The following is a 19,911-nucleotide window of genomic DNA, read 5'->3' on the forward strand; positions in this document are numbered from 1 at the left end:
GTCGAATCAATATACATCTTTTTGCGTGAAATGGTAAAACGCGTAAGCGAGTGCCGCCAGTGACCAGAGCGTAATCACGATAAGCGAGAACGGTAACGTCATCCCATCAATCGGTGGCGCTTGACCTTCGAGATAGGTATGAAGACCGAAGTTGACGTTGACGAGGTACTTCGAACTGTCCCAGTTCGAACCGAGCGACGTCAAAAGCGGACCCGAGATGAGGACGGCCATCATGATACCAATCCCGGTCGCCGTGTTTTTGACGATGACCGACACCATGAGTGCGATCGTCCCGACCGCGGCGACGACGAACCAGGCGAGGCCGACGGACATGAGTAGATATTGCCACATCGGCAGCGTATGGACGAAGTCGGTCGAGAACGTACCGGTCGGCGAGGCTTGGAATCCGGTCAGTATCGGCGCGGTCCAACCGTCCCAGCCGAGCACGATACCGGAAATCGCATAACTGACGAGCGCCGTGATGAAGATGAGGAGCGACGTATAAAGAAGCGTCGTCATCCATTTCGCAAGCAGGATCTTGAAGCGCCGGACCGGTCGCGACAAGAGCGTCTTAATCGTCCCGTCGTTATGCTCGCCGCTGACGATATCGGCCATCAAGACGATGATGAAGAGCGGCAGGACGAGCGTCGTCCCTTGGGAGAAGAAGACGCGCATGAACGTCGGTGCCCCCGGGTAACTCGGGTTAATGTCGTTATCTAAGTAATATTGGTTCTGTTGCACCCGAAATTCGAGGATTTGCCGGAACTCGTCTTGGACGTTCGCCGAGGCGAGCCGGTTTTGCGTGTCGATAATCTCTTGCTGCAAATCGACGCGCCAATCAATCGTTCCCTGTTCTTCCCGCTGCTTCTCGATCTGTCGATAGTTCGCATACGTGAACATCGAGACGAGGACGACGAGAATCGTCGAGACGACCAGCAAGCGTCGTTTGCGATGAATCTTTAACACTTCGTTTCGAATCAATCCGATGATTGAAGGATTAGACAATGTGGTCACCCCCGGTCAACGAAATAAACAACTCTTCGAGCGTTTGGACGCGTCGCTCTAGACCGGAGACCGCGACGTTGCGCTCGAGTAAATAGCGGTTCAAGTCGGCGGTGTCCTCCAAGTTCATCGAGACGCGAATCGTTCGTTCATCGATGACGTCGGCTTGGGTCACCGACTCGAATCCGCGCACAATCGGGAGCGCCTCGAAGCTGTCCGGCACATGAACGTCGACCGTCGAGGCGAGCTCGTTGATCAAGTCCCCGACCGTGCCGACTTTGACGATTTTGCCGCGAGACATGATGGCGACGCGGTCGGCGAGCAGTTCGATTTCCGCTAGAATGTGGCTCGAGACGAGCACGCTTAAGCCCGTCTCTTCGACGAGTCGGCGGATGAAAAGGCGCAAGTCCCGAATCCCCATCGGGTCGAGTCCGTTCGTCGGCTCATCTAAGATCAAGACGCGCGGGTTGTTGAGGAGCGCTTGGGCGATCCCAAGCCGTTGCCGCATCCCGAGCGAGTACGTCTTCACTTTGTCATCGATTCGTGCCGTCAAATCGACGAGGTCAATCACTTCTTGGATTCTCGCCTCAGTCACATCCGGCAACATGCGGGCGAACACTTCCAAGTTTTCACGACCACTTAAAAACTTGTACAGTTCTGGGTTTTCGACAATCGCCCCGATTTGGTTCATCGCTTGGACGAATTCTCGTTCGACGTTATAGCCGCAGATCGAGACGGTCCCGTTCGTCGGTTTGATTAAACCGACAATCATCCGAATCGTCGTCGTCTTCCCGGCCCCGTTCGGACCGAGGAAGCCGAACACTTCGCCAGGAAACACGTCGAACGACATATTGTCGATAATCGTCTTTTTCCCAATCACTTTTGTCAATTGATCAATCTTCAATGTTGGTTGCATCGTCTCACCTCTTTTCCATTCTAGCGGAGACGATGCCAGTCTGTCCTATTCGAACATTCACATAGGGCACGTTCACGTTTTTTTGATATGATGAGAACAACGAAAGTGAGGTCATCAGATGAAAAACCGAAAGTGGTACGCGTTTTTAATCGGCTCGATTTTTCTAACAGGAACGGCTCTATACGGCCTATGGATCGGTTATCAAGATATCGTTCATCCGCCAGAACGGACGCTCTCGGTCAACGGGGATGCCCGCCCTGCACCAGAAGGTGACGTGTTCGTCGCCCTCGGTGACTCGCTCACACGCGGTGTCGGCTCGACGTCGGGCGCCGGATACGTGCAACCCGTCAGCCGGGCATTACAAGAAGACGGCATCCGGTCACAGAACCTAGCCGTCTCGGGAGCTCGCACCGAGGACTTACTCGCTCAGCTCGAGCAGCCCGAAGTACGACGGACAATCGAGAACGCTCGATACATCACCTTGACGATCGGTGGAAACGACTTGTTCAACCGCGGCGAGAACGTCGATAATTTCGACTCGGTCGACATCACCCAAGTCGTTGCCGATGCGAAGACGAACTTGAATACGATTTTCACCGAAATCCGCAACCTGAACGATTCAGCTCAAATCATTTACATCGCGCTATACAATCCGTTCCAAGACAATGAGAACGGGGAAGCGTTCAATCAACTCATCCTCGATTGGAATGCGTCGGCCGCACAGTTCGCGAACGCGCAACGCATCGACGTCATCGACCCGTTCGCCTACGTTTCCGACGTGTCACGGGACCTTGCGACCGATCAATTCCATCCGAGCGACCGGACGTATGAGAAGTTCGCGGACGATGTCTTGTTCCTACTCGATTGAAACAAGCCTGATCATGACGATCAGGCTTGTTTTTCGTAGTCGATATACCATGTCCCATCTATTTCACGCATACCCGTCCCATACCAGCCGTCCTGTAACAGACGCACTTGTCGTGCCGTGTCAGCCATCTCGACGGATGTGACGAGTCCATCCCCATGCCAACCGGTGTGTAGCTCTCTCATGAAGATGTAGCGCCATTTCCCCCCATATTTCGGCTTCAGCGCGCCAATCCGAAGTCCAAGGGCGAACTTATCTTTCAAGCTCGGAATATTGAACGGGGCGACCGTCGCACAGACGAGATCGAATCGGACGTCTTGGCTAAACGCCTCCATCAAGAGGTGGCCGAGATGTTGTTGCAGGCGATAACCCCGAAACGACGGATGGACGTTCGTCACTTCCTGATAGATGATGCGCTCGAGTGAGTGTTCTGGGTACCCGATGTCCCGGCCGAGATGCTCTGCATCGATTGGCGGGATGAGGAGCGCGCGAAACGCGATTAAATCTTCGTCCCGATATGCCCCGATGATGGTTCGGTCTGCCAATAGTTTTTGAAACTCGCCAGTCGTGAGCGCTTGATAGTGAGCGGACTCGGTCAATTCGTCAATGACCGCTCGTTGGACGGACTCGATGGCGGGCAAATCCTGTTCCGTCAAATGGCGAACGTGTAACGTGAGACCGTTCCAAACCCCAGACCACATCAGCCCGTCACCTCATACCGCGCCGTCGCCAACTGCTCGAGGACGGCCTCATCGACTTCGATCCCGAGTCCGGGCTGTTCGTTCAAGCGGATGAACGGCAAATCGTACTGCAAGTTCCCGACATCTTGTGCGAACCGGAGCGGGCCCGTCAATTCGACGGAACGTACGATTTTACTTGAGAAGGCGACATGGAAGCCCGCACTCGAGGCGATGGACGACTCGACCATCGACCCGATTTGACACTCGATTCCTGACATTTCCGCGATATGGACGAGCTTTTTCGCCGGATAGATCCCACCGCACTTCATCAGTTTGATGTTCACTTTGTGTGCCGCCTGCATGAGCGTCAACCGGCGCATCTCAGGCATGCCGCGCACTCCTTCATCAATCATGATCGGGACGACACTTTTCGCTTTCACTTCGGCCATCCCCTCGAAATCGTCGGCCCGAACCGGCTGTTCGATCCAGTCGAGCGCATACGGGATGAGCTGCTGCATCGCCTGTAGCGTCTTCCCGGCATTCTCCCAGCCTTGGTTCACGTCGACGCGAATCGGGACGTCCGGTCCGACCGCGCGTCGGACCGCGGCGACGCGCGCGACGTCAGAGGCGACGTCGACCCCGACTTTCATCTTGATGGACGTGTAACCGGCATCGAGTTGCTGCTTCGCTTCCTCGGCCATCGCATCCGGGTCACCGATACTGAGGACATGCGTCACGGGGAAGGCGTCATGATAACGCCCACCGATCAAGTCGTATACCGGAAGACCAAGCTTCTTCCCGACGAGGTCGTGGCACGCGATGTCGAGTGCCGCTTTCGCGGCGGGCACGTCCCGGATGGACCGGTCCATCACATCGTGAATCCGTTCCATATGCATCGGGTTCTCCCCAATCAACTGTGGTCCGAGCAAGCGATGGATGATTGAAATCGTGCTCTCTAGCGACTCACCGGTAACATGCTCATCGGCGACCGCTTCGCCGTATCCGACACGACCGCAAGCACTCGTCAATTTGACGATGATGGACGGCATATCCTCATAGCGGTGATAGCTGACGACGAATGGGACTTTTAGTGGGAAACGGACGGCAAACACTTCAATCTTCTCAATTTTCATACATAAGCTCCTTTACTTCTGTCGTATCGTTAGTTATATTGTCGTTAAATAGTCGTTAAATTGCAAGGAGGAGTTTTCATGGCCATCCATCTCGCGCTCGTCGGGTCCGACACGTTCGTCTCGACCGTCATGCGCGCCGTCTCGTTCGATGACGTCCGGTTCAGTCCGTTCATCTATCACCATCCGAAAGAAGCGGCCACCATCGCACAACAGCTCGGATCGTTCGACGCCGTCTTCTTCTCCGGTTCGTTCCCGTATGCATACGCCCTTCCCTATTTGAAGGAAACACTCGCGCATCACGTCGTCCAAGACGAGACGGTGCTTTTGACGACACTTTTACATGCGAGCGTTACGCAGCACGTCCCGCTCGATCGCTTGACGATGGATGTGAACGATCCGGAACGATTGGCGTCAATCTTCGCCTCTTTACCGGACATGGCTCGACCGAACGTCATGAAAATCGATCCCGACGTCTCCTTTACGGACGTGTTCACGTTTCATGCGTCGAAGCAACCTCATGACGCCTCGCTTGCCGTGACGAGCATCGAGCGCGTCCATCGCGAGTTGCTTGATGCCGGATATAACAGCCAGCTCATGATCGAACCGACACGTACGATTGTCGTTCACGTTGAAAAGCTGATCGAGCGGGTCCGGCACGCCCAGGCCGATGCGGCCCAATTCGCCGTTGTGCTCTATGCCTCGACGACGCCTGGGCTTCAAACCTACCTTGCCGCGTTGCCACATCACGGGCATGTCGAGGTCCATTCCGACACGACCTCACTCCTCACCACAAAAGGTGTGATTGAACGGGCGTTACAAATCGAGACACTCGCCCCTTCCGATGAGGAGACAAAAATCGGAATCGGGTATGGGCCTGACTATCAGACGGCCCATGATCACGCGACAATCGCCATCTCAGCCTCGACGCATCACCCGATCCGAATCATCGACGCGTCGAAAAAGTTGTCGTTCCCCGGAACAGACGAAACAATCGCGTACCGCGTGACAGAAGACCGGGCGTTCGACTTGATGAAACGACTCGGAATCAGTCCGGCGAACGTGAGTAAAATTATCGGCTTCGCCAAACAGACACATGAGTTTACCGCCAAAGAGATGACCGCTTACCTTCACGTGTCGCGCCGGACGACGGAACGGCTCATCAAAAAGCTGTTTGATGCCGGCTACGTCGAGGTGATTGGCGAAGAGATGAGTTATGCGCAAGGAAGGCCTCGTTCCGTTTATAAATTCAAGCTGCCAACGTAAAGGACGCGTCAGACGACGCGTCCTTGTTTATTGCGCTTGTCGCTGATCATCCGGTGGGACAGTCTGTAACACATGGAGCTTCGCGATTGTGAAGCCAGTAAACGCATAGATGACCGAGATGACTGGGACGATGAAGTTCAACACGGCGTATGGCGCGTATTCGAACGCCCCGACGCCGAGCGTTCCGAGGATGAACACGCCACATGTGTTCCATGGGATAAAGACGGACGTGAGCGTCCCCCCGTCCTCGAGCGCACGCGACAAGTTCTTCGATTGAAGCCCCATCTTCTCATATGCACCGGCGAACATGCGAGCCGGTACGACAATCGATATGTATTGCTCGGAACATGTGGCATTCGTCGCGAACCCTGCCAAAATCGTCGACGCAATCATCGAACCGGCCGTCTTCGCAAGCTTCACGATTTGATTCATAATCGACTGGAGCATACCCGAATATTCCAAGATTCCGCCGAACGTCATCGCGACAATCGTCATCGACACGGTATACATCATCGCGTCTAACCCGCCTCGACTGAACAAGTTGTCGACGAGTTCGGTCCCCGTATTGATGACGTATCCGCTCTGCAACGCCCCGACACTGTCCGCGAGCGTCCCGCCTTGAATGACATATTGAGCGAGAAACCCGAGCGCGATCCCGACGACGAGGGCCGGAATCGCCGGCACTTTTTTCGCAACGAGTACAATGACCGCGAGCGGGATCAACAAGAGCCATGGTGAAATGAAGAAGCTGTCTTGCAAGATCGCGAGCGTCTGAGTGATGTCTGATGAATCGGTCCCCGACTCACTAAACCGTCTGCCGAGCCAAAAGTAGACACCGAGCGCGATTAACAGGCCCGGAACCGTCGTATAGAGCATATGACGGATGTGTTCGAACAAGTTTGTATGCGTCAAGCCGGCAGCCAAGTTCGTCGTATCCGACAGCGGTGACATTTTATCCCCGAAATAGGCACCGGAAATGACCGCCCCCGCGACCATCGCTGCCGGAATCCCCATGCTGAGTCCAATCCCCATGCCAGCGACACCAATCGTCCCCATCGTCGACCATGAGCTTCCAATCGATAATGCGACGACCGCACAAATCAAACAGATCGTGACGAGAAAATAAGCCGGCGAGATAATCGTCAAGCCGTAATAAATCATCGTCGCGACGATGCCACCCCCAATCCATGCCCCAATCGTCAAACCGACGAGAATGATGATGACGACCGCCGGCAAGGCGAGCCGGATCCCTTTGTACATCATCTCTTCAATCTCTTTCCACTTAAAGCCATGCATGTAGGCGACCATCGATGCCACCGCCGTCCCGATGATGAGCGGGATATGTGGTCCTTGCTCGAGCAATACAATCGCCACGAGCATGACCCCGATCATGACAAGTAGCGGCAAGAGCGCCCATCCGAGTTTCATTTCTTGCTTGTTCCCCTGTTCCATCCAATTTCCTCCCCGTTAGCGAATAATTCAGAATTGTCGTTATATTGTCGCTAATAGGATTATGATAACGCTTACATTAGACGTTGGCAATAACAAAAAGACGAAAGCGATTCGCTTCCGTCTCATTTTTCTGTGGCAGCCCGGCGCAACGTATCCGCTAACAAGACTGCCCCTTCCTGTAGAACCGACCGATCGAACGTCATGTGCGGATGATGCAACCCCGGCGTCAAGTTGGCGCCGATGCCAATCATCGTTGCGTCGAGTTCCGGTTTTTTCACCGTATAAAAATGAAAATCATCACTCCCGGACGTCACGATCCGTTCGACGAGCGCCTCTTTTCCGTACCGACTCGTAATCGCATCCGTCGCATGCCGGCTCGAGCGTTTGCCGACGACGGCTCCAGGTGTGAAGTCTTGCCACTCCCACTCGAGCGTCACCCCGTGAAGCGATTCAATCTGATGCAGCATTGTCTCGACCCGGTCACGCAAGGCGAGCAATTCCTCGTTCGATTGGGCCCGTACGTCAATCGAGAACGTGGCGTTCCCAGGGATGATGTTCACGTTGTCGCTGCCGGCCTGCACCCCGGTCAACTTCACAGAATGAGGTTCGAACGGCGACAGATAGATGTTTTTCAACTGTTGATGAATCGTGAACATGACGTCGAGCGCGTTTTGTCCTTGGTGCGGACGTGCCCCGTGCGCGTCGTCGCCGATGACCTTGCCTCTTAAAAAGATGGCGGCCCCGTGTTGAATCGTCGCCGCGAACTGACCGAGCGCGAGCTCCTCGATTGGACGCAGATGGATCCCGTATAGTTCCGTCACATCGATCAAGGCGCCTTTCTCAATCATCGCGAGCGACCCGTTGCCTTGCTCTTCTGCCGGTTGGAAGATAAAGCGGATCCGTTTTTGTAACGGCTCATCTTTCAAAAGATCGAGCGCGCCGAGCACCATGCTCATGTTCGCGTCGTGACCACACGAATGGTTTGCCTGAAACGTCCCATCGACTTGTTGCCATAACGCATCGATATCGGCCCGGACGGCGATGACGTCTTCGCCGTCCCCAATCTCTGCCAACACGCCCGTGACGTCATCGAACGTGTCGTGCGATACGCCGAGCGAGGTCAAGATCGTTGCAATCGTCTTCGTCGTCTCGACTTCTTTCCAGCTCACTTCCGGATGCGTGTGAAAGTGGTCGAACCACGTCAATACGTTCGTAGCCATGACTTTCCCCCTCCGTATGTACTAAATTTTTTTAATTCCTTTAATGAGCACCCATTGCAGCGGTAAACGGAGCCACGTTACCCAGTTCGGGATCGTCTTTCCGCCGATTCGCGACGGTTTCAGCGCCATGTTGATGTTCGCCGGGAAGACGGCGAGCAAGAAGGCCGGTCCCGTCCGCTTGACGAACCGTGTGCCCCGATTCAGCAGCAGCAACGTCCCGTACACAATCTCGATCACGCCGCTCACTTGGACCATGAACCGTTTGAACGGCCAAGCCTTCGGGATGATGGACATGAAGGCACGCTCGTTGACGAAATGCATGACGCCGGCGCCTAAAAATAATATGCCATAGAAGATACGAAGCAAATGAATCCCTCCTTTTTTCTAAGCATATCAAAAAAGGCGGGCAAGATGCCCACCTTTTAGAGTGCTGAACCGTTCGCATTTTGAATCTCGACGTCCACCGTCTCGGTCTGACCGTCACGAATGTACTCGATTGACACCGTCCCGTCCGTATCGCGAACGAGTTCGCTCCGGAGGTCGATGAACGACGAGACGTCCTGGTCGTTGATTTTGACGATGACGTCACGGGCTTGAAGTCCGGCTCGTGCTGCTGAACTGTTCGCCTGCACATCGATGATAATCGTCCCGTTCGTCACCGATTCCGGTAAGTTGATCTGTTCGGTCAAGTATCCAGGCGGAAACTCCGACACGTCGCGGAGCGAGACCCCGAGCGACGGATGGTTCACCTCGCCCGTCTGCTCGATTTGGTTGATGAGCGGCAAGGCGATATCGATTGGAATCGAGAAGCCGACCCCTTCCACGGCATCTGTCGCGATTTTCATCGAGTTGATGCCAATCAATTGACCCGCCTCATTGATGAGGGCGCCGCCTGAGTTACCAGGGTTGATGGCCGCATCGGTCTGAATGACCTCGGCGTTGAAATCGGCTTGTCCGTTCTCATCCGTGTCGACCGGTACAAGTCGGGACGTCGACGAGACGACACCACGCGTCACCGAGTTTTCGAACTGACCGAGTGGGTTGCCGATGGCGATGACGGTCTGTCCTGGCTTCAACTCGCCGGACTTACCGATATTGATGACGGCTGGCACGTCGGCCGCATCGACTTTCAAGACGGCCAAGTCATACGTCGCATCGCTGCCCATGAGCGTCGCATCCGCCGTCTTCCCATCGTTAAACGTGACCGTCAATCGGTCAGCCCCGTTGACGACGTGATGGTTCGTGACGATATATGCAGCGTCGCCTTCTTTTTTATAGATGACCCCAGAGCCGACACCGGCCTCGACCGACTGGCTCGAGAAACCTTGCGTCGCGAAATTGTTCACGGTCACGACGGCCGGTTGCGCGGCAGCGACGGCATCCGTCACCGACGTGTCCCCGACGTTCGAGGACGTCTGAAGCGGTGTCCCTTCCGAAGTGACGGCCGTATCGTTCACGTTCGACACCGGTTGGTCGAGAAACGGGAACGCGACCGCCCCGGTCACGAGCGCCCCGATGACCCCTCCGACAAATCCCGGGAACATCCGTCCGAGGAAGGACGGTCTCGCCGGCCGTTCCACTCGCGGTGGTTCGGGCGAACGTGTCGATGACCCGATTTCCGTGTCGAGCCATTCGTCGCGTCGTTTATCTTCAGGTGTGTGATCATTTCGTTCCATATTGATTCATCTCCTCAATGATGTTTCCTCTAATCTCTATGTTGATTATAATCGGAACCAATCCGCTCATCGAGAATTGACGGAGCGTTTACAAGATTCTTCACAATTTGCGTCAATGTGTTAGACGATGATATTTCGTAGCGAACCAATCCCCGAGATGGATACCTCGACCGTGTCGCCTGTCTGTAAATAGACAGGTGGTTTCATCCCATGGCCGACACCAGCAGGCGTTCCGGTCGCGATGATGTCCCCGGCTTCGAGCGTCATTCCTTTTGACAGCGTCCGAATCAATTCTTCAATCGGCCGAATCATGTCGGCGGTCGTGCCGGCTTGTCGAAGTTCCCCGTTCACGGTCGTCTCGATCGTGAGCGGGAATGAGAGCTCGTCCGGTGTGACGACGTAAGGGCCAATCGGACAGAACGTATCAAACGACTTGCCGCGGAAGAATTGGACGTGTTGTTTTTGCACGTCTCGCGCCGTAATGTCGTTTAAGACCGTGTAGCCGAAGATGTGTTCCTCGACGTGTTCGATATCGCGGCCCGACTTGCCGATAATGACGGCAAGCTCCCCTTCATAATCGAGCTGGTCGGTCAGCTCCGGATGTCGTTCGACGACTGCGTCTGGACCGACGACCGATGTCGGCGCCTTCGTGAAGATGACGAGCTTCCCGGCCCCTGCCGTGTCCATCTCTTTCACGTGTTCTTCGTAATTCTTTCCGATACAGATGACGTTTTTGAGCGGACGGTACGGTGCGAGCAGTTTGACCGATTCGAGCGGATAGCGCGGTGCGACGTCTAGGTCGACGTCTGGCTCGAACTCACGGGCGATGACTTCTAACAATGCGTTCGTATGTAATTGATTACTGACGTCATACACGTTCGTCCCTTCGACGATCCCAATCGCTACTTCCCCGTCACGTTCATATGTACACCATTTCATGTAAATTCCCCCTTTTTTATGAGTATACAAAAAATCGAGGCGATTCGCCCCGATCACACTTTGTTCAAAAAAATGATGCGCTGATTGCTCGAACCTCGAAACCGGAGCGATCGGTCCTTTAGGGACTCGATGAATTTCCCGTCGACGAGCACGTCGGCTTGATTGAGCACGTCCGTCACGTGTTCGTCATTCATCTGTTCAAGTAACTCAAGCGTATACCCGGTATAAACCCAAACGTTTTTTGCCAATCGCTTGCAGCCCCGAACGAGAGCCGCCAACTCTTTCGGTTGCATAAACGGTTCACCGCCTGAAACGGTAACCCCGTCCCACCCAGACACTTGGATCTGTTCTAGAAGTGTCTCAACTGACACCTCTTCCCCGCCGGCTGGATTCCATGACTCCGGGTTGTGACAGCCTCGGCAGTGATGCGGGCAGCCCGCTGTAAAGACGACGGTACGGATTCCCGGCCCGTCGACGACCGAATCTTCAATGACGGATAGGACGCGCATCATGTTTCACCCTCGCTCGTTCTTCTTCCCGTTTTGCCGAGTTCCATCGATCCATTGTGCCGACCAAATATCCTGTGATACGGCGAATACGCTCAATTTGCTCGGACTCCCCGCAAGTCGGGCATGCTTCATCAATGATGCCTTCAAGTCCGCAATTCCCACAACGATCGACCGGGTGATTGATCGACCCATAGCCAATGTCATGTTTACGCATCAGTCTAACGATTGCCTCGACGGCTTCCGAATTATGGGCAAGGGAACCATCGACTTCGACATACGTGATATGGCCAGCGTCACAAAGGGCATGGTAAGGCGCCTCAATTCTAATTTTTTCACGAATCGAGACATCTTTATAGACTGGCACGTGGAACGAGTTCGTGTAGAACGCGCGGTCGGTCACGCCTTCAATCATCCCGAACGCTTCCTGATCTTTCACGACGAACTTGCCGGACAACCCTTCCGCCGGGGTCGCAAGGAGCGAGAAGTTTAGATCATATCGGTCGGCCGCTTCTTTCACCCGCTCGGCTAGATGCGTCACGATCTCTAGGCCAAGTCGTTCAGCTTCTCGCGACTCGGCATGGGTCGACCCCAATAGAACCTGTAACGTCTCGGCCAGCCCGATAAAACCGACCGAGAGTGTACCTTGCTTCAATACGTCGCGGACCTCGTCATCCGGAGCGAGCGTCTCGCCGCCACGCCAAACATGTTGCGCGTAAAGGAAACGGAATTCATCGGCTCGGCGTTTGCACTGGTATTCGAACCGGTCGCGTAATTGCTCGATTGCGATGTCGAAATAGTCGTTGAGCATACGATAGAACGCTTTGATGTCAGATGAAACGAGGGCCATCTTTACCAAGTTCAGTGTCGAGAACGACAAGTTTCCCCGTCCGATCGACGTCTCAGCGCCGTGCCGATTGCCCATCACGCGTGTCCGGCAACCCATATAGGCGACCTCGGACTCCGGCGTACCGTCATTGTATTGCGCGTTGAACGGGGCGTCGATGAAGGAAAAGTTCGGGAACAGCCGCTTCCCTGTCACTCGACAAGCGAGTTTAAACAAGTCGATGTTTGGGTCTCCCTCATGGAAGTTGACGCCTTCTTTTACTTTAAAAATTTGAATCGGGAAGATCGGTGTCTCGCCATTCCCGAGACCGCGTTCGGTCGCGCGTAACAGTTCCCGAATAAAAATTCGGCCCCATCGTGACGTATCCGTCCCATAGTTGATGGAAACGAACGGAACTTGCCCACCGCCACGGGAATGCATCGAGTTGGCGTTGTGGATGAACGCCTCGCACGCTTGATACGTCGCCGTAATCGTCTCTTCTTCCGCAATCGTACGCATCTCGGTGTCCGTCAACTCGACCGGGAGATGACGGAGTCGTTCGAGGTGACGTTCATACGTCTTCTCCACATAGGGAGCTAAATCAACGTCAAACATTGGGAACGCCTGTCCTCCGTGCTGCATGTTCTGGTTCGCCTGAAGGATAATCGAGGCGAGTGCCATCGCCGACCGGATGTCTTTCGGGGGCCGAATCGTCCCATGTCCGGTGTGAAAGCCGTTCATTAGCAAGTCACCGAGCGGAATTTGGCAACACGTCGTTGAGCCCGTCACGTAATAGTCTGCATCGTGAATGTATAAAAAATTATCGGCGACCGCACGTCGCGAGCGTTCGGACAACAAGTACGTCGTCGCGAGTTCTTTTGACACTTCCGAGGACAAGCGAGCCAGCTTCCCGAGCGGCGACTTGCCGTCCACGTTCGCGTTTTCTTGGACCAAATCCTGGTCAGGGAGGACACAGACATCTTCATACAATCGAATTAAATTCACCCTGCAACACCTCACTATATATTGAATCCATTCGCTGTAAACAGCGAACCAATCATCTATATATAGATTATGTCACGTTCGCAGGCATTTATGCGGGACGACTTTGTGACATCTTTATAGGGCAAACATGACAAAAAACAGCCGAACCCTAGGCAGGGACTCGACTGTTACGATTCGTGATATAAGTCATACTTCTTTAGCAGGTTTGACGATCGTCAACTCGACTTCTTCTGACTCTTGGGCTTCCCGCAATCCTTTCGCGTTCAACCACGTATAGATGGCCCCCATGAACAAGGCACCTCCGATGATGTTTCCGAACGTCGCCGGAACCAAGTTGTGAATCGCCCCGGCGAAACTGATTGTCTCTGGGTGCGGGACGACGAGCGTGAGCGCGAACAAAACGAAGTTCGCGATGACATGATCGAATCCTGAAGCGAAGAAGACCGCGACTAGGAAGATCATCGAGAAGATTTGCGCAAATTCATTTTTCATTTGTTTCGGCAAGAAAATCGCCAGGCAAACCATCCAGTTACAGAAGATGGCACGGAAGAAAATCTCGACCGTCGTATGGTGCATCTTGCTCTCGACGACGGCGAACAACCAGTTGTTCATCCCAAGTTCTTGAATGATTCCGGTCGGGGCAAGCAATATGGCGAACAAAATTCCGCCGACTGCATTCCCAACAAAGCACAATAGCCAGACGAGCATCGTATCACTGAGCGTCGTATATCCGCGCAACGTCGACGTCGTGAAGTACATCGTATTCCCCGTGAACAGCTCAGCTCCCCCATAAATGATCATCACGAGTGCGATCCCGAACGAAAAGCCGCCAATGAGCGTCGTGAACGGCGAATCAAGCAGATACATGCCATTGACGACTTTTAGTGTGAAGATGGCGGCGAACCCGATAAAGATCCCGGCGAGCATCGCCCGTAAAAAGTATTCCATTGGCCGATAATGAATCATGTGCGATGACGCCTGGGCTTTTTTTCGCAATGATTCAAGTGCATGGATTTCCATTGATGCCATGTCACAAACCCTTCTTTCTGTTTGAATGAACCTTTATAATAAGAACGAACGTGTGAAATCATTAACAATATAAGCCCGAATCCAATAAATTGCAATCGACCTTGGATCATGTTGACACATTTTTCACATCGTAATCGTTTACATATGTCGGATTTGTGACGAAAAAAACGACCCTTCGCAAAGGGTCGTTCGATCGAGCTTATTCTTTGTCTTCAGACTTCTCTTCAGACTCTTCCGAAGATGCTTCAGCCGACTCTTCTTCAGTCGCTTCAGTTTCACCTTCTTGCGTAGTATCTGTGTCTGCTTCAAGCTCTTCAAGTGATACCGGCTCATTAACCGATGCGATTTGAAGTTCGCCATCCGAGACAACCTCGTAGTCTTTGTTTTCTGGAATGTCCGCTACCGTCACCGAGTCACCGATGCCAAGTTCAGATACATCGAGTTCGATGCGCTCTGGGATGTTGGCAGGTGTGGCCGATACCGTGACTTTATAGAGCGTTTGTGCCAAGAAGCCGCCTTCTTTGACACCTTTCGCGTCGCCGACGAGCGTGACGTCCGCTTCGACTTCTGTTGCTTCGTCCATCTTCACGGCCATGAACTCGACGTGCTTATACTCGTTCGTGAACGGGTCAACTTCCGTCCCGTGAACGAGCGTGTTCACTTTCTTGCCGTCGATGTTGAGTTCGATCAAGGCGTTATCACCATGCTCACGAAGGATTTTACGAAGTGCCATCTCTTCAAACGCGACTGGTGTGCTCTCGACTTTGTAGCCGTAAACGACACCTAGCACTTTTCCTTCTTTGCGTAAGTTTGCACGGACCGATCGTGGTCGTAACTCTCGTTTCGTTACATTAAGCTTGTCTGCCATAATCTTTTCCCCCTACTGGTTAATGGATCATGTCTACATCTTGAGGGTGAGGCAGTGAAAGAGCCACCTCTCAACCTCGATGCGTTGAGCGACATGTGTATAATGTTCCCACGTCACGCATCGGGTAAACGTTACAGACCGTTAAAAAAGATTACAACGTTGTCACATGACACGCTTAAACAGTTTCTCAAGTTCGTACGTACTCCATTTAACAAGGATTGGGCGACCGTGCGGACACGTGTAAGGCGACGCTGTCTCCGACAAGTCGTGAATCAGTTGGCGCATCATCTCGACGTTCAACGGATGGTTCGCTTTAATCGAACGTTTGCATGCCATCAAAATGGACGCCTCCTCGCGATATTTGGCAAGGTCAATCGAACGATCGCGAATCGCCATCTCGACTAAATCCCGAACCGTTCCTTCAAGGTCGTGTTGCGGATACCACGTCGGAATCTCTCGGACGAGGAACGTGTTCCCCCCGAACGGCTCGAGTTGAATCCCGGCCTCTTCTAAGAGCGGCAGCACTTCTTCGATGGCGAGCGCTTCTTGCTGGGTGAATTCGAGCGTGAGCGGTAACAAGAGTAGCTGGTACTCTTTCCCCGGATTCCCGAGTTGTTCATAGAACAGTTCATACTTGATCCGTTCTTGCGCGGCGTGCTGGTCGATGACGTACATGCCGTCCTCGCCGCCACAGACGATATAACTCGCGTGTAATTGCCCGATGACGTCGAGCTCGGGGAGCCGCTCCGTCTTCTGTTTCATCGGGGTGGCCTCCGAATCAGGCTCGTGCCTCGGCGAGACTTCCTTGTTCAAAGGCGTTGGTGCCCACTGGCTCGGCGACGTGATCGGTTCACGTGGTATCGGGTAGTTCCATGCCGGCTCTTCTTTCACTTCAGGCGAGCGCTCGACGGTAAAGTCGAGTCGCGCTTGTTCCGTCTGGGCGCGTTCCACTTTCGGTTTCGGTTGGACCGTCGGGATGAGGCGTTGCTCACGAAGCGTCAGTTGGACCGTGTCTCGAATCAATTGACATAACTCTTTTTCTTTTGAGAGCCGGACTTCGCGCTTCGTCGGGTGAACGTTGACATCGATCAACATCGGGTCCATGTTCACTTCGAGCACAGCGATGGGGTAACGGCCGATCGGGAGTAGCGTGTGATAGCCTTCGAGGACGCTTTGGGTGAGGGCGAAGTTTTTGATGCTGCGTCCGTTCAAGATGAGCGTCACGTATTGTTTATTCGAACGGGTCACTTCCGGACGGACGAGATACGCGCTCAAACTATAGTCGTTCGTCTTGCTCGACGCCGTCACGATTTGAGAGGCGACTTGGCGTCCGTAGATGGCGAGCATCACTTGTTTAAGGTCGCCGTTTCCGTTCGTCCGCAACAACTCCTTGTCTTCATGATAGGCTGCAAGACGAACCTCTGGATGAGACAGGGCGATACGATTCAACGTATCCGTGATGCTCGCGAGTTCGGTCGCCGATGTCTTCAAATATTTCAACCGGGCCGGCGTATTGTAAAACAGCTGGCTGACCGTGATCTCCGTTCCGACGTTCATTGCCGCAGGCTTCGTCTCGGTCAAGACCCCTCCCTCGAGCGTCATCTCAAATCCGACCTCTTCAGCGCGGCGTGACTTGAGCGTGACGTGGCTAACCGAGGCGATCGACGCGAGGGCCTCGCCTCGGAAACCGAGCGTTCGGATGCGGAACAAGTCATGCTCGTCGCGAATCTTGCTCGTCGCGTGACGGAGAAAAGCGCGCGGTGCGTCATCTTCATAAAATCCGTGTCCGTTATCCCGGACTTTGATGAGCCGAATCCCGGCCTCGACGAGCTCGACCTCAATCTTCGTCGCGCCGGCGTCAATCGCATTCTCAACGAGTTCTTTGACGACCGAGGCGGGTCGCTCGACCACCTCGCCCGCCGCGATTCGGTTGGCTAACTGTTCAGGGAGTTCTTGAATGATTCCCATCGTCTCATCCTTTCTTCGCAGCTTGTTGTAGCGCATAGAGCGCCTGCATCGCCTCAATCGGATTCATGGCGAGTAAATCGAGCGCGAGCAGTTCGTCTGTTAAACTGTCCGATTTCTCGAACAAGGACAGCTGGGCCACATCCGTCTCACTTGTCGGGCGTGTTTCTCGCTTCGCTTCATCCGGCGCCGGTTCGGCTTCGAGGTGCTCTAAAATGGACCGGGCCCGGTCAATCAAATCTGCCGGCAAGTCGGCCAACTCGGCGACGTGAATCCCATACGATTTATCCGCCTTGCCTGGGTGGACCTCGTGCAAGAAGACGACGCGACCATCACGTTCGACTGCGCGGACGTGCACGTTCTCTAGCGTCGAGATCGTCTGTTCCAACACGGTCAACTCGTGATAGTGGGTCGAGAAGAGCGTCTTCGCGCCGATCGTGGCCGCGATATATTCCACGATCGCTTGCGCGAGCGCCATCCCGTCATATGTCGACGTCCCGCGTCCAATCTCATCGAGCAAGATGAGGCTATGTTCCGTCGCTTCCGTGACGGCTTGACGTGTCTCGGTCATCTCGACCATGAACGTCGACTGGCCGCTGACTAAATCGTCGGCTGCCCCGATTCGCGTGAAGATACGGTCGAACAATGGGAGCTCGGCCGCTTCGGCCGGGACGAACGAACCGATCTGATGCATGATGGCGATGAGTGCGAATTGACGCATGTACGTCGACTTACCGGACATGTTCGGTCCCGTGATGAGGAGCATCCGCCGCGAGTCGTCAAGCGTCAAGTCGTTCGCGACGTACTCGCCGCGCCCGAGCACCGTTTCGATGACAGGATGGCGGCCGCGGTCGATTTGAACATGTTTCGCCGTCGTCGGGCGAACGTAATCCCGTTTTTCGGCGACGATGGCGAGACTGAGCAAGACGTCGAGTTCACTGAGCGAACGGGCAAGCCGCTGCAACGGTTTCGTCTCGCGCTTGACCTCGTCTCGAAGTGCCACGAACAAGTCATACTCGAGCGTGCAACTCTTCTCTTCGGCCCCAAGAATGAGCGCCTCTTTTTCTTTTAATTCCGGTGTGACGTAACGCTCGGCGTTCGTTAGGGTCTGTTTCCGTTCATACCGCCCTTCCTCGAGCAGCTTCGCGTTCGCTTTCGTGACTTCAAGATAGTAACCGAACACACGGTTATAACCGATTTTGAGCGACTTGATTCCGGTCGCAAGACGCTCTTGTTGTTCAAGGTTGGCAATCCACGTCTTCCCGTTCGCTTTCGCTTCGAGCAGTTCGTCGAGCTCGCTCGAATACCCTTCTCGAATCATGCCGCCTTCCTTCGTCGAGATGGGCGGTGCGTCGACGAGCGCTCGGTGAAGCAATTCCGCTAATTCCTCAAACGAATCGAGTTCCGCATCGATTTGACGAAGCCTTGACGCCGTCACCGCTTGTAACAGGGCGCGCACGTCCGGGATGCGGGATAACGTATCGCGCAACTGCACGAGGTCGCGGGCGTTTGCCGTCCCGTATCCGACCTTGGCGACGAGACGCTCGATATCGTATACGTACTTCAACTGCTCGCGGAGTTGGTCACGTAACATGAAGTCGTCTAACAAGTTTTCGACCGCATCGAGTCGCGCTTCTATCGCCCCTTCCGTATAGAGCGGTTGTTCGAGCCAACGTTTTAATAGTCGCCCTCCCATCGCGGTCGTCGTCTCGTCTAACAGGGCGAGGAGCGACCCTTTCCGTTCCCCGGAACGGGCCGAGCGGAACAATTCCAAGTTTCGGGCCGTGTTGGCGTCAAGCTGCATGTGCTGCTCGACTTCATAGGCAACGGCAGGTTGCAAGTGGTCGAGCGAACGTTTTTGTGTTCGTGTCAAATACGCGTATAGCAAGGCGAACGCGTCTCGTTGCGCCTCGTCTCTAGCGTCAACGGCCAAGTCGCTATCGATCCGGTCGGTTTGAACCGAGAGTGGGATCCCGAGCGGTGCCAACACGTCCTTCAAACGTTCGTCCGAGACGAGCACCTCGTTCGGGAGTAGCCCTTCCATCTCACGGCGAACGGCTTCTCGCGTCGGCAAGGTCGTGAGCCAAGATTCACCTGTCGTCACATCGCCGCGTGCCACCCCGTAGCCGAGTGGATGGTTCGTCACCGCGACAAGATAGCGGTTCTCCTTGTCACCGAGGGCGGCCATATACGTCCCAGGTGTGATCACTTGGATGACTTCCCGTTTGACGAGCCCTTTCGTCGCTTTTGGATCTTCCATCTGTTCGCAGATGGCGACGTTAAACCCTTTTTCAATCAACTGTTCGATATAAATCGCGGCCGAGTGATGGGGCACGCCACACATCGGGATTGGATGTTCCGCGTTCTTCCCGTTCTTCGATGTGAGCGTCAATTCGAGTTCTTTCGCTACGATTTGCGCGTCTTCAAAGAACAGCTCATAAAAATCGCCAAGTCGATAGAACAAAAAGGCGTCTGGATGGTCCGCCTTGATTGAGAAGTATTGTTTCATCATCGGGGTTTGATGTATGATTTCCATTTTTTTCACCTCTAGAAATTAGAACAGCTG

General features: G+C 54.2%; 17 protein-coding genes. 2 read left to right on the forward strand and 15 right to left on the reverse strand.

Features of this window, described 5'->3' with window-relative positions:
* Window positions 1-6: 6 nt before the first annotated feature.
* Complete coding sequence (locus KB235_RS09980; RefSeq protein ID WP_034815298.1) at window positions 7-1,005, reverse strand: ABC transporter permease; 999 nt, start codon at window positions 1,003-1,005, stop codon at window positions 7-9.
* On the reverse strand, window positions 998-1,918 hold the full coding sequence (locus KB235_RS09985) for an ABC transporter ATP-binding protein (protein ID WP_034815297.1): 921 nt from the start codon (window positions 1,916-1,918) through the stop codon (window positions 998-1,000). Before KB235_RS09985 ends, KB235_RS09980 begins: the two co-directional genes overlap by 8 nt.
* Before the next feature lie 118 nt (window positions 1,919-2,036).
* Here KB235_RS09985 and KB235_RS09990 point away from each other — a divergent pair, with 118 nt between their 5' ends.
* Window positions 2,037-2,786: a GDSL-type esterase/lipase family protein gene (locus tag KB235_RS09990; protein ID WP_211779574.1), complete on the forward strand. Its 750-nt coding sequence runs from the start codon at window positions 2,037-2,039 to the stop codon at window positions 2,784-2,786.
* A 20-nt stretch (window positions 2,787-2,806) separates the two neighbouring features.
* Here the strand turns inward: KB235_RS09990 and KB235_RS09995 are convergent, their stop codons facing one another.
* Entirely contained in the window at window positions 2,807-3,484 is a 678-nt protein-coding gene (locus tag KB235_RS09995) for a GNAT family N-acetyltransferase (RefSeq protein WP_034815295.1), read from the reverse strand.
* On the reverse strand, window positions 3,484-4,596 hold the full coding sequence (locus KB235_RS10000; protein ID WP_211779575.1) for a mandelate racemase/muconate lactonizing enzyme family protein: 1,113 nt from the start codon (window positions 4,594-4,596) through the stop codon (window positions 3,484-3,486). Before KB235_RS10000 ends, KB235_RS09995 begins: the two co-directional genes overlap by 1 nt.
* 78 nt (window positions 4,597-4,674) lie before the next feature.
* Between KB235_RS10000 and KB235_RS10005 the strand changes: the two genes are divergently transcribed.
* On the forward strand, window positions 4,675-5,859 hold the full coding sequence (locus KB235_RS10005; protein ID WP_211779576.1) for a hypothetical protein: 1,185 nt from the start codon (window positions 4,675-4,677) through the stop codon (window positions 5,857-5,859).
* 27 nt (window positions 5,860-5,886) lie between these two features.
* Here the strand turns inward: KB235_RS10005 and nhaC are convergent, their stop codons facing one another.
* From nhaC to mutS, 11 genes are all read right to left on the reverse strand, one after another.
* Window positions 5,887-7,287, reverse strand: coding sequence for a Na+/H+ antiporter NhaC (gene nhaC / locus KB235_RS10010; RefSeq protein WP_420842163.1), 1,401 nt, complete (start codon window positions 7,285-7,287; stop codon window positions 5,887-5,889).
* Between the two features lie 146 nt (window positions 7,288-7,433).
* A complete protein-coding gene (locus KB235_RS10015; protein ID WP_211779578.1) occupies window positions 7,434-8,531 on the reverse strand; it encodes an amidohydrolase in 1,098 nt (365 codons plus the stop codon).
* 21 nt (window positions 8,532-8,552) lie between these two features.
* Complete coding sequence (locus KB235_RS10020) at window positions 8,553-8,897, reverse strand: DoxX family protein (RefSeq protein ID WP_081852651.1); 345 nt, start codon at window positions 8,895-8,897, stop codon at window positions 8,553-8,555.
* 56 nt (window positions 8,898-8,953) lie between these two features.
* Entirely contained in the window at window positions 8,954-10,207 is a 1,254-nt protein-coding gene (locus tag KB235_RS10025) for a S1C family serine protease (protein ID WP_081852650.1), read from the reverse strand.
* 120 nt (window positions 10,208-10,327) lie between these two features.
* Window positions 10,328-11,146, reverse strand: coding sequence for a fumarylacetoacetate hydrolase family protein (locus tag KB235_RS10030; RefSeq protein ID WP_034815288.1), 819 nt, complete (start codon window positions 11,144-11,146; stop codon window positions 10,328-10,330).
* Between the two features lie 53 nt (window positions 11,147-11,199).
* Entirely contained in the window at window positions 11,200-11,655 is a 456-nt protein-coding gene (nrdG, locus tag KB235_RS10035; RefSeq protein ID WP_211780952.1) for an anaerobic ribonucleoside-triphosphate reductase activating protein, read from the reverse strand.
* On the reverse strand, window positions 11,633-13,483 hold the full coding sequence (locus KB235_RS10040) for an anaerobic ribonucleoside triphosphate reductase (protein ID WP_081852649.1): 1,851 nt from the start codon (window positions 13,481-13,483) through the stop codon (window positions 11,633-11,635). The genes nrdG and KB235_RS10040 overlap by 23 nt, the downstream gene beginning before the upstream one ends.
* A 186-nt stretch (window positions 13,484-13,669) precedes the next feature.
* Window positions 13,670-14,503, reverse strand: a complete 834-nt coding sequence (locus tag KB235_RS10045; RefSeq protein WP_034815488.1) for a formate/nitrite transporter family protein — start codon at window positions 14,501-14,503, stop codon at window positions 13,670-13,672.
* Between the two features lie 208 nt (window positions 14,504-14,711).
* Window positions 14,712-15,380 (reverse strand): 50S ribosomal protein L25/general stress protein Ctc, encoded by a 669-nt coding sequence (locus KB235_RS10050; protein ID WP_029335235.1) that lies wholly within the window; start codon window positions 15,378-15,380, stop codon window positions 14,712-14,714.
* A 162-nt stretch (window positions 15,381-15,542) separates the two neighbouring features.
* Complete coding sequence (gene mutL / locus KB235_RS10055; RefSeq protein WP_211779579.1) at window positions 15,543-17,348, reverse strand: DNA mismatch repair endonuclease MutL; 1,806 nt, start codon at window positions 17,346-17,348, stop codon at window positions 15,543-15,545.
* 4 nt (window positions 17,349-17,352) lie between these two features.
* Window positions 17,353-19,881 carry a DNA mismatch repair protein MutS gene (gene mutS / locus KB235_RS10060; RefSeq protein WP_034815280.1) on the reverse strand — a complete coding sequence of 843 codons (2,529 nt, stop codon included), beginning with the start codon at window positions 19,879-19,881 and terminating at the stop codon, window positions 17,353-17,355.
* Between the last annotated feature and the right edge of the window lie 30 nt (window positions 19,882-19,911).

This window comes from Exiguobacterium alkaliphilum, from assembly GCF_018138125.1.
Taxonomy (GTDB): Bacteria; Bacillota; Bacilli; order Exiguobacteriales; family Exiguobacteriaceae; genus Exiguobacterium; species Exiguobacterium alkaliphilum.

Bases quoted from the DNA above. Each gene is read 5' to 3' on its own strand.
- KB235_RS10000 (WP_211779575.1), bottom strand. From the start codon at position 4,596: ATGAAAATTGAGAAGATTGAAGTGTTTGCCGTCCGTTTCCCACTAAAA.
- nrdG (WP_211780952.1), bottom strand. From the start codon at position 11,655: ATGCGCGTCCTATCCGTCATTGAAGATTCGGTCGTCGACGGGCCGGGA.
- KB235_RS10015 (WP_211779578.1), bottom strand. From the start codon at position 8,531: ATGGCTACGAACGTATTGACGTGGTTCGACCACTTTCACACGCATCCG.
- KB235_RS10050 (WP_029335235.1), bottom strand. From the start codon at position 15,380: ATGGCAGACAAGCTTAATGTAACGAAACGAGAGTTACGACCACGATCG.
- KB235_RS10025 (WP_081852650.1), bottom strand. From the start codon at position 10,207: ATGGAACGAAATGATCACACACCTGAAGATAAACGACGCGACGAATGG.
- KB235_RS10030 (WP_034815288.1), bottom strand. From the start codon at position 11,146: ATGAAATGGTGTACATATGAACGTGACGGGGAAGTAGCGATTGGGATC.
- nhaC (WP_420842163.1), bottom strand. From the start codon at position 7,287: ATGAAACTCGGATGGGCGCTCTTGCCGCTACTTGTCATGATCGGGGTC.
- KB235_RS09995 (WP_034815295.1), bottom strand. From the start codon at position 3,484: ATGTGGTCTGGGGTTTGGAACGGTCTCACGTTACACGTTCGCCATTTG.
- KB235_RS09985 (WP_034815297.1), bottom strand. From the start codon at position 1,918: ATGCAACCAACATTGAAGATTGATCAATTGACAAAAGTGATTGGGAAA.
- KB235_RS09990 (WP_211779574.1), top strand. From the start codon at position 2,037: ATGAAAAACCGAAAGTGGTACGCGTTTTTAATCGGCTCGATTTTTCTA.
- KB235_RS10005 (WP_211779576.1), top strand. From the start codon at position 4,675: ATGGCCATCCATCTCGCGCTCGTCGGGTCCGACACGTTCGTCTCGACC.
- mutS (WP_034815280.1), bottom strand. From the start codon at position 19,881: ATGGAAATCATACATCAAACCCCGATGATGAAACAATACTTCTCAATC.
- mutL (WP_211779579.1), bottom strand. From the start codon at position 17,348: ATGGGAATCATTCAAGAACTCCCTGAACAGTTAGCCAACCGAATCGCG.
- KB235_RS10045 (WP_034815488.1), bottom strand. From the start codon at position 14,503: ATGGAAATCCATGCACTTGAATCATTGCGAAAAAAAGCCCAGGCGTCA.